Below are 9,944 nucleotides of genomic sequence, written 5' to 3'. Positions count from 1 at the left end.
GCCCCGGCCCGCCGGGGGCGCGCGCCCTGGGTTTACTCACCCCCGCCGGTTTGTGGCTGTGAGCCCGCCGGGGGGGGGGCGGGCCCGCGTTTGGGGGCCCCCCCCCCGCCCCCACGCCCTGCCTCATACGGGTGTTGCGGTGCCCCACAGGACTTCGTTGGGTCTTCCTGCCGGGCCGGCTCCGGAGCATGTTGGGTCGTTGGGCGGCGAGGGCAGCCGGTCGGCGTTTCTCGACGCGGCCCACGAGGTGATGAGGTAGCGCACCGCTGCGGCCAGGACCCTGGCCGCGTTCCCGCCGGCTTCCATGGCCGAGCTCGCCCGTCACGACCGGATCAGAGCAGCCGGTTGAGGATGCCTTGCTCGGCGAGGTAGTAGCCGAAGCCGCACACGGGGGTGAGGACGGCGCACAGCCAGGAGCGGGACGCCCCGGTGCGCGCCAGGTAGACGGTCAGGAGAGTGGTGAGCAGTGCGCCGACGGCCAGGAAGACGACCGCGTCTCCCCAGTAGTGCAGCCCCAGACCCAGCCAGAGCCCCTCCCCCATCACCACCATCGCGATGACCGCCCCGGCCACCGCCCGCACGTCCCCCCGCCCACGCCGTACCGTCCACCCGGCCCAGCCCAGCAGCGATCCTCCGACCAGCCCCGCCACCGACCAAACGGCAGCGGTTTCGAGTCCTCCGGCCCCGAACGTGCCCCCGAGCGCGGATGCGGCGTAGTAGGCGCCGCAGGTGGCGAGCATCATCAACGCCCCGCCCCAGGCCGCGAGCGGTCGGGTACGGATCAGTGCACCGGCCGCAGCCGTCCAGATGATCCAGGTGGACGCCGAGTTGGTGGCCCGCTCCACCAGGGGTGTCGTTCCGTGCAGCGCGTAGGTTGCCCAGCCGAGCAGCAGCCCGAAGGCCGCGGTCGCGGTGAGAGCGGCGACGGGGGTGTCGCGACGGAACACGGTTGCGGTAGCCATGAGCCGCACTATACACACGATGTATACGCGCACTGCATAGTCGGTCGCATGAGGCGACCCGAGACCAAGGGGTCTTCAGCATCTCGGCGTCGTTCAGACTCCCGCACGTGTCTCGCATCGCGGTCCTGCGGAAATCCGCCCCCAGGACGCGCCGGCCCTGACCCGGTACATCGACGTTCACCTCGCGGAGACCCGACGCAACGCCGCCACCGCCGGCTCCTGGCGCGCCGGTTCCGGCCTCGATGACATGCGACAGGGAGGCAGGCGGCGCGCATCGGTCTATTGCGCCCCCGCGGCACCGCATAGGGCAGGCGCGGAAGGCCGGCGTCGAGCTGCTCCAGGCCATCGCCGCGCAGGAGGGATCAGCGGGAAACGCGCCTCAGCGCCGGATCGGGCACACCGGGCGTACCGGGAGCGCTTCGACACTGTTGCCGATGAAGCTGCGCTGGCGGAGCAGTTCGGCCTCGGGGACTGCGAGGTCGAGGTCCGGAAAGCGGGTGAAGAGCCGTTCCAGGGCGATCGTTGCCTCAAGACGGGCAAGCGGAGCGCCCACGCAGTAGTGCACGCCCTGGCCGAAGGACAGGTGCCGGGCCGCGCCGGGCCGGGCGACGTCGAAGCGGTCCGCGTCCGGGCCGTGGAAGGCCTCGTCGCGCCCTGCGGCGGTGTAGCCGGCGAGCACCGGGGTGCCCTGCCGGATCACGGTGCCGCCGAGGGAGAGGTCGTGAGTGGGGTAGCGGAAGGGGAACCAGCTGACCGGGCCGTCCCAGCGCAGCGTCTCGTCCACCACGTCCGACCAGGTGGCCTTGCCCTCCAGGACCAGTGCCAGCTGGTCACGGTGGGTGCACAGTGCCCGTACGGCATTGCTGATCAGGTTGAGGGTGGTCTCGTGGCCGGCCACCAGCATCAGGCGCATGGTGCCGATGAGTTCGGCCTCGCTGAGCCGGTCGCCGTCATCCTCGCGGGCGGCTATCAGGGCGCTGGTCAGGTCGTCGCCGGGGGCGGCCCGGCGGGCGGCCGCGATCGTGCCGAGCAGCTCGACGAGCTCGCGTACGGCGGCCATCACCTCGGCCGGGGTGGTGTCGGTGGCGATGACCACCGTGTAGGTGAGGTCGTGCAGCCGGCCGCGGTGCTCGGGGTCCACGCCGAGCAGCTCGCAGATGACGTTCATCGGGAGCGGGAGCGCGAAGTGGGTGCGCAGGTCCGCGATGCCGTCCGGGTCCTCGGCGGCGGCCCGGCCGAGGTCGTCGAGGAGGGCTGTGGTCAGCTCCTCGATGCGCGGTCGCAGCCGCTCCACCTGGCGGGCGGTGAAGGCGTTGCCGACGAGGGAGCGCAGCCGGCGGTGGTCGGCGCCGTCGGCGGTGTGCATGCCCTGGGCGTTGGCGAAGACCCGCAGCGGCCAGTCCGCGGGGATCGTGCCGTCGTTCAGGGCCGGGCAGTGGCGGGCGTCCTTCGCCACGTCGGGGTGGGAGAGGAACTCCTTGAGCGCGTCGTGCCCCAGGACGACTGCTGCGGGCACCCCACCGGGCAGCACGATGTCCGCAACGGGCCCCCGGGCCCGCAGTTCGGCGTTCAGGGCGTGCGGGCAGCCGCCGACAGGGTCGACGACGTGGGCGGGCGCGGGGGTGTGGGAGGACAAGCCGGGACTCCTGACCGTATGAACGAATACCGGCCAACAGTGCGGTGTCGAGGGCCGGTTCCACAAGTCCGTCCCGCCGACGCCTCGGCCTGGGGCCCGCCCGTCCAGTGGCCTGTCCAACCCCGCGGCGTTCGAGGCGCGGGGTCTGTGGCAGCGGCTCGGTGGCGGGCTGGTGGATCGGCCGGCTCGCTCCAAGGGACAGATCGCTCGCCGCCGCGTCGTGCCCGTCACGCAGAGACGTCGGCGCGGGCGGAGACGGCGTCGGCCGCGGCTCGGGCGAACGCGGCGATCAGCGGTGTCTCGGCGACCGTGCGCCACACCAGCGCCCAGCGGCAGGCCGGGGCGTCCCGGACCGGGACGAACGCCAGGCTCGGCCACGGGTAGAAGTCGGCCGCCTCGGCGGATACCCCCGCGACCCCGCGGCCCGAAGCGACCAGGTGGAGGATTTCGTGCCAGGTGGCGGCCCGCGGCCCGCGCCGGACGGGCCGGCCGGAAGGGGTCCGCAGCGGGTTGAAGGCCGCATCCATGGTTTCGGAGATCGACTGCCCGCTGACGAACACGCAGTCCCCGAGGTCCTCCAGGCCCACCGACCGGCGGCCCGCGAAGGGGTGTTCGGCGGAGAGCATCAGCAACACGGGAGCGGTGTGGATCAGCGGGCCTACGGTGAGATCGGTCCCGTCGACGGGCAACCACACCAGGGCGACGTCCACATCACCGGCGCGGACGGCATCCAGGGGAGCCGGCGGCTGGATCTCACGGATCCGCACCTCGGCGCCCGGGTGCCGGGTACGGAACAGCTCGATCGCGTCGGCCATCGCCCAGGGGTGCGGGCCCATACAGCCCAGTGTCAGCATCCCGGAGATCCCTCGCGCGGTGGCCGAGACGGTTTCGATCCCGTCCATGATCTGCCGGTAGCCGGCGTCGAGCTCCCGGTACAGCTGCTGCCCGGCCGGGGTCAGCCGGACCGCGCGGGTGGTGCGGTCGAACAGCAGGGCTCCGATCCGGCGCTCCTGCTTCTTGATCGACTGGGTGACCTTGGCCGGGGAGACGTGCAACCGCTCGGCGGTACGGCCGAAGTGCAGCTCCTGAGCGAGCGTCAAGAAGATCTCGATGTCCCGCATGTCCACTCGCCAGGCCCCCGTCATTCTTCACCTCTGGTGAAGAGAACGTTACCGGTGTCGTCATTGATCGCCGCTTGGCCGCGGCGGGAGGGTGGGAGCCGCCCACCCGACCTCCCACGTCCACGAGGAGTAGCCATGTCGTTCCTGTCGCCCGACTACCCCGAGATCCTCTACGACCGGGACGAGGGCGAGGTCAACGCCAGCTTCCGCCCGGCAGATACGCCGCCCGACTACGTCGCGCCGAACGGGGCGACGTTCCACTACCTGTCGACCCGGCTCACCACGAACGGCCTGTACGGGCTCTACCAGAACCGGCTCACGGGCCAGATCGGTGGCACCAGCCCGCACTTCCACAAGACGATGTCCGAGTCGTTCTACGTCCTCTCCGGTGAGATTCACATCTTCGACGGCGAGCGCTGGTTCGACGCCTCCCGCGGCGACTACCTCTACATCCCGCCCGGCGGAGTGCACTCCTTCGGCAACATCTCCGGGGAGCCGGCCGAGTTCCTCATGCTCTTTGCCCCCGGCGCCGCACGGGAGGGCTACTTCGAAGGAATGGCTGACGTCGCGTCCATGACCGAGGAGGAACGAGCCGCGTTCTTCGTCCGCCACGACAGCTTCTTCGCCGACATGACCAAGGGCCCGGCGGCCGACTCGTGGCAGGACCGGGCGGCTCTGCGCAAGTCCTTCAAAACCCGCTGAACACCGTCCTCGGGCCTGCTCCCATGACACCGGCGCGGGGCCGGCAGCAGCGAGAACCCGGCGAGCAAGGACTCGCCGACCGGCCCGTCACCTCGCCGCCGGCCTTCCCCATCTCGCCGCCCTTGCTCCTGCCCATCAGTCGGTCCGGCTCGGCGACTCGGCGGAGGCGGTGGGCGTCGGCCGGCGGGCGGATCTGCGGGCGGCGAGGAAGGCCAGCGCGCCGACCACGGCGGTGAGCAGGCCGCTCGCCACCATCACCCGGGCCGAGGCCAGAGCCGTCTCCTGCGGTCCGGTGGCAGAGCCGGCCCTCGTGAACAACGCGGTCGCGGGCCCGGCGAGGCCGATGGCGGCGGGCAGGGCGAGCGCGACGCACCCCCGGGCGAAGGCGACACCGTGGGATCTCAACGGCTCGGGCAGGCTCGTGACGGACAGGGTGTAGCCCACGGACATGATGACCGGGGACAAGGCGCTCACGATGATGCCGGCGACGATCCAGAGCAGCGGTGCGCGTCCCCACCCGAACAGCGCCTGTCCCGCGATCCCGGACACGACCACCGCGCCGGCCAGCCCCAGCGCCTCCGGCACCTGTCTCCTCATCAGCGACAGTGCGAGGCCGCCGCCGACACTGGCCACCGCGCCCGCGGTGAGAACCGCGGCGAGCACGCGTGTGCCGTCGTGCGACAAGCCCAGAATGATGGGTGCGCGCAGGTTCTGCCGCACGCCCAGAAAGAAGTTGGCCAGCGTGAGCACGACGACGATCCGGCGGTAGCCGGGGTACCGGAGCAGGGCCCGGTAGCCGATCTGCTTGCCCGTCGTCCCGGATGCGGACGCCTCGGCCGCCGATCCGGCCGGGGCCTGCGCGGTGGTCGCGACGGCAAGCGCGAGGACGGCGAAACTCACCAGGTCGAAGCAGAGGACGACACCCATGCCGACGCTCTCGTACAGAACGGCGGCGAGGCCCGGAGCCGCCGCGAACGCCAGGGCGTTCAGGGACTGGGCGACCCCCTGCAGACGGGTGGCCGTGCCATCGCCGCCGAGGCGCAGCAGCAACCGGATGAACGCCGGGTCCTGCACGCCGATGGTGGTACCGGCCAGCGTGTTGGTGAACACCAGCATCCATGGCTCCAGCACGCCGGTCATGTGCAGCACGAGGAGAGCCAACGACGCCGTCGCGCCGCCCGCGCACGCGGCCAGCATGAGCGTGCGACTGCCGAGCCTGCGCAGCACCGGGCCGGTGAGGAAGCTCGCCGCGGCGCCCGCCGCGTATCCGCAGAACAGAATGAGCGACCACGTGCCGACGCCCTGCGTACGACCCAGCACCCAGACGCTGAAGACGAACGCCGTCGCCTGGTTGCCCAGGAGCGAGGCGCCCTGGCCGAGGAGCAGGCAGCCCAGGCGTGCCCTGCTGATCTCGGCGTCCTCTCGTTGCTGGACCACACTCATCGGCTGACGACCACCGGCAGCGAGAGCGGGCCCCGGAAGGTGATGGAAGGGTTCCAGTCGCGCTGCCCGACGATCTCCACCCGGGCGCCGATCCGGGCGAGCCGGTGGACGACTTCGGCGATCTCCAGTTGTGCGAGGGCGGCGCCCAGGCAGTAGTGCGGCCCGCCGCCGAATCCCAGGTGCGCGGTCGTGTTCCGGGTGAGGTCGAGTCGGTCCGGGTTCTGCTGGAACGCCGGATCCCGGTTGGCCGCGCCGAGCAGGAACAGGATCCGGTCGCCCTCGGCGATCCGGCGCCCTGCGACGTCCAGGTCCTGCCGGGCCAGCCGCAGGGTGTTCTGCACGGCGCCGTCGTAGCGCCAGAACTCGTTGACGGCGTGGGGGTTGGAGCTCAGGAGGGCGTCGGTTTCGCCGAGATCGGCCTGGTTCACGGCGAGCGCGTTGATGACGTTGCCGATCATCTGGGTCGTGGTCTCATGGCCGGCGATGAACATCAGGCTCAGTGAGGAGACGCCCTCCTTCAGGGTGATGTGCCCCGCGCGGTAGGCCTCGCGCACGTCCCGCAGCAGCAGCGCCTCGCTCCGGGCGGCGCCGTCGCTGGAGGTCAGCAGTGCGGTGAGGAGCACGGACAGCTTTTCGGCCGCCTCTTCGCCGCGCTCCCACGTCGGCCGGTTCATGCCCGGTTCCAGCGTCGCGAACAAGGCGCGGGACCACTCGCGCAGGGTGCCCTGCGGATGGTCCGTCAGGCCGAGCAGGCGTACGACCACGTCGAAGGGCAGCCCCGGTGCCAGCTCGCGGGCGGCGTCGAACGGGGCTCCTGGGGCGAGGTCGGCGGTCAGTTCGCGCGTCCGGTCCTGCACTGCCTTCCGCAGCGCCAGGACACCGTTCCGGGACAGGCTGGACGCCATGATGTCGCGCAGCCGCCGGTGGTAGGCGCCGTCGCGCAGCAGGATCCACAGCGACTTCAGCCGCAGCAGTGGACTGTCGCTGTCGACGTGGGAGGCCTCGCCGTACCTGGGATCCTTGCCGCACCGCTTCGTCGCCAGCAGTTTGGCGGTGACGCGCTGGTGCGTCACCAGCCAGAGGGACCGCTCATCGTCCCAGACGGCCGCTCCCTCCCCGCGGATCAGGTCGTAGTGCGGATAGGGATCCGCCAGGAAGTCCGGGTCGTGCTCGGGGAGATACCGGGGCACCTGTCACCCTCCCTCGGTACGCAGACCGGGGCACCGGCGCAGGATGGCCTCGGCAGCCGCGGCCGCCCCACCGCCGGCCTCGAACAGCGGTGAGCCGCCGCCCTCTTCGGGCCGGGGGCGCGGTGGCAGCGCCAGCGCACTGCGCAGGGCCCGTGCGACGTCCTCGGCCACCGGCTTGCCCACGAAGAGCCGGTCACCGGCCTCGGCCGCGGCCCGCTGGAACTGGTCGTCGTAGCCCCGGGCGCTGGGCACCAGCACGGCGGGCACCCCCAGCAAGCGCAGCTCGTTGATGGTGTTGTACCCGGCCTGGGTGACGGCGGCGTCCGCGTCCGCGAAGAGGTGGGACAGGTCCGGTTCGTAGGGCAGCGCGGTGACCCGGTGCGGAAAGCCGGGCGGCATGTGCAGCCGGCCGCGGAACAGCGGTCCGGTCACGGCGACCACGTGCAGGGGTTCCTCGATGCCGGAGCAGGCCTCGATCATCGCCGACAGGTAGTCGGCGACGTCGTCGTAGCCTCCGCCGCCCGCCGAGATCACCACGAGCCGACGGCCGCCGGCCTCCCCCGCCGCGCGCCACCAGCGCTGCCGCGGAGGCCGGCGCTCCCGGACGACGGGGCCGGTGAAGGCGACCCGGTCCCCGTGGGCGGCGAGCGCCTCGACGAGGTGGTCGGCGGGCGCGTGCGGCACGACGATGCCCGCGAACCGCGCGAGTTCCCCGGAGATGGAGGCGAGGTAGTCGGCGAGCCGCACACGTTCGCGCAGCACCAGCGTCTGCGGAATCCCGGCGGACAGGCACACGTCGTACAGCGGGCGCCAGATGACGCTGTCGTGCAGTGCCACGACGGGGTTCACCCGGCCGAGCACGCTCGCGATGAAGGGCCGTAACGCCTCGACGGTCACCGCGAGGTCTCCGTCGCCGTCGTGGACTCTGGTGATGTCCCCGGCGAACGTCGAGTTCGGTACCGGCACGGGGATCTGGGTGATGCCTGCCTCCTCCAGGATGTCGTACGGCTGCTCCACGAAGAACAGCGCGGAACTTCCGGGGATCCGGCGGGTCAGTTCACCGGTGATCGCGGCGAGCCTGCTGACGTGTCCCAGGCCCTCGTGGTTCCAGGCGAAGGCTACGATCCGCAATGAGCTCACTCCCTTCCTGTGGACCTGTGCTGGTGGAGTGGTGGGGGTGGTGGATCACGAGGGCGTGCCCTGCCGTCAGGCCTGCGCTATCACCCAGACCGACAGGGGGAGCGTGGGGTCGTTGTAGCTCGCGACCCGTTCCAGGAACGGGTTGCCGCGCACCGGGACGTACTTCATCAGCCCCCCGAACAGCACGACCGCCAGCGCCTCGCGGTTGCCCCACCCCTCGCACTGGTAGACGCGGCTGAAGTCCTTGACCAGTTCACGCAGTCCCTGCGGGGTGAAACGCCAGTAGTCGTCGACGCAGTCGGGACGGGTGTGGACCGGGTCCATGAAGCATGTGGCCAGGAGCAGCCAGCCGCCCGGACGCAGCACGCGACGGCACTCCTGCACCGCCCGCCGGGGATCGGGCAGGTGCTCGACCACCTGGTCGCAGACCACATGGTCGAACTCCGCGTCGGCGAACGGCAGGGCGGTGGCGTCGACCTCGGGGTACCCGGTGCTGACCACCTCGGTCCGCTCCGCCGGGAACATCTGGACGATGGCACCGCCCGAGCCGCTGACCTCGAGCACCCGTCCGGTGCGGTCACCCGTGGTGAAGAACTGCCGGATCCGTTCGTACATGGTGAACCGGGTGATGTGGTGCCCGGCCTCGGCCTCGGGAAGCTCCGGCACCAATTCCCGGCCCACCGCCCACTCCAGGACGCGGGTGGCGCTGTCGCGGTCCACGCCCGTGTCCTCGCCCGCTCGCCGGCCCCAGCCGACGAGCGGGTGCGGCGCGTCCGGCTCGTCGGCGTCCAGCAGCGGCACCACCGTCCGGGTGAGGAGTTCCTCGACCAGGGCACTGAGCCGGTGGTCCTCGGGCAGCAGATGGGCCAATTCCAGCCGGCCGGCGCTCAGCGCGTCCTCCATGAGCGTCTCCCCCGCGGCGATGGACCGGGCCACAGGCGCGTCGAGCCGGATGCACAGGGTGTCGGACGGTACCGGCTCGCCGGGATCGGCCCGGCGTACGGCGACGTCGTCGGAGCGTATGTCGAACGCCAGGCACAGCGGCTGTGCCGGGCCGCGCTCGACGACGAGACGTCCTCGCCGGGTGCTCCCCCGGTTCACCAGCGCACCGGCCAGGTGGGCCATGGCCCGCGCGTCCGACGCGGACAGCAGGGTGCCGACGCCGTCGGCGTGCAAGCCGCCCGGGTCAGTGTCCGTGGCGTTCATGGCTGTCTCCTTCCCGTGGCTCGGGCGGTACGTACTCGTCGGCCAGCAGGCCCATGAGCAGGTAGTCGGGGTCGGTGCCGGCGCCCCAGCCGGGCGGCACGACCTGCCGTCGGCGTCCCTCTTCGACGAATCCGAGACACTTGTACGTGCGCACCGCGCGCTCGTTGTGGGAGCGCACCTGCAGTTCGACGCGCCGCCCGCCCCACTGGCGGAAGAAGTGGTCCAGCAGCGCTCCCAGTGCCTCGCGGCCGTAACCGGCGCCCTGGTACTGCGCCGAGAAGATCACGTCGTCGACATTCATGACGGTGTCGCCCCAGGAGAGCCAGAAGCGGACGAAGCCGACCGGCGCCTCGTCCTCCAGCCGCTGGGCGAGCAGCGACACGGAACGGGACGCACGCAGTTTCTCCAGCGTGGCGCGGGTGGACACGGGGAAGTGCGGTCCGTAGGCGATCACGGACTCGTCGGCGTTGAACAGCGCGGTGACGAAGGCTGCGTCCGCGTCCTCGGCGGCACGCAGCAGCAGCCGCTCGCTGCGAATGAGCAT

9 protein-coding genes are annotated in these 9,944 nt (G+C 71.6%); 1 reads left to right on the top strand and 8 read right to left on the bottom strand.

Translation table 11 applies throughout. From position 1 onward, the window contains the following. Positions 1-332: 332 nt before the first annotated feature. From ACIGXP_RS13995 to ACIGXP_RS13985, 3 genes are all read right to left on the bottom strand, one after another. Entirely contained in the window at positions 333-962 is a 630-nt protein-coding gene (locus ACIGXP_RS13995) for a DUF6518 family protein (protein WP_399767914.1), read from the bottom strand. A 379-nt stretch (positions 963-1,341) separates the two neighbouring features. Then, entirely contained in the window at positions 1,342-2,598 is a 1,257-nt protein-coding gene (locus ACIGXP_RS13990) for a cytochrome P450 (protein ID WP_399767912.1), read from the bottom strand. 227 nt (positions 2,599-2,825) lie between these two features. Further along, positions 2,826-3,743: a LysR family transcriptional regulator gene (locus ACIGXP_RS13985; protein WP_363220368.1), complete on the bottom strand. Its 918-nt coding sequence runs from the start codon at positions 3,741-3,743 to the stop codon at positions 2,826-2,828. A gap of 111 nt (positions 3,744-3,854) precedes the next feature. Between ACIGXP_RS13985 and ACIGXP_RS13980 the strand changes: the two genes are divergently transcribed. Further along, the gene (locus ACIGXP_RS13980) at positions 3,855-4,421 is read left to right on the top strand and encodes a cupin domain-containing protein (RefSeq protein WP_363220369.1); all 567 of its coding nucleotides are present in this window, start codon (positions 3,855-3,857) and stop codon (positions 4,419-4,421) included. Between the two features lie 135 nt (positions 4,422-4,556). On the opposite strand, the gene ACIGXP_RS13975 is transcribed toward ACIGXP_RS13980, so the two are convergent. The 5 genes from ACIGXP_RS13975 to ACIGXP_RS13955 form a co-directional block, all read right to left on the bottom strand. Beyond that, on the bottom strand, positions 4,557-5,864 hold the full coding sequence (locus ACIGXP_RS13975; protein WP_399767908.1) for an MFS transporter: 1,308 nt from the start codon (positions 5,862-5,864) through the stop codon (positions 4,557-4,559). Then, the gene (locus ACIGXP_RS13970; RefSeq protein ID WP_399767904.1) at positions 5,861-7,054 is read right to left on the bottom strand and encodes a cytochrome P450; all 1,194 of its coding nucleotides are present in this window, start codon (positions 7,052-7,054) and stop codon (positions 5,861-5,863) included. The genes ACIGXP_RS13975 and ACIGXP_RS13970 overlap by 4 nt, the downstream gene beginning before the upstream one ends. Positions 7,055-7,057: 3 nt before the next feature. Further along, positions 7,058-8,185, bottom strand: coding sequence for a glycosyltransferase (locus ACIGXP_RS13965; protein WP_399767902.1), 1,128 nt, complete (start codon positions 8,183-8,185; stop codon positions 7,058-7,060). A gap of 75 nt (positions 8,186-8,260) precedes the next feature. Next, entirely contained in the window at positions 8,261-9,400 is a 1,140-nt protein-coding gene (locus ACIGXP_RS13960; RefSeq protein WP_399767900.1) for a class I SAM-dependent methyltransferase, read from the bottom strand. Then, entirely contained in the window at positions 9,381-9,944 is a 564-nt protein-coding gene (locus ACIGXP_RS13955) for a GNAT family protein (RefSeq protein WP_363219182.1), read from the bottom strand. Before ACIGXP_RS13955 ends, ACIGXP_RS13960 begins: the two co-directional genes overlap by 20 nt.

Source organism: Streptomyces sp. NPDC053069 (assembly GCF_044546895.1).
In the GTDB taxonomy this organism is placed as follows: domain Bacteria; phylum Actinomycetota; class Actinomycetes; order Streptomycetales; family Streptomycetaceae; genus Streptomyces.
This window is presented reverse-complemented; position numbering and strand designations above follow the sequence as displayed.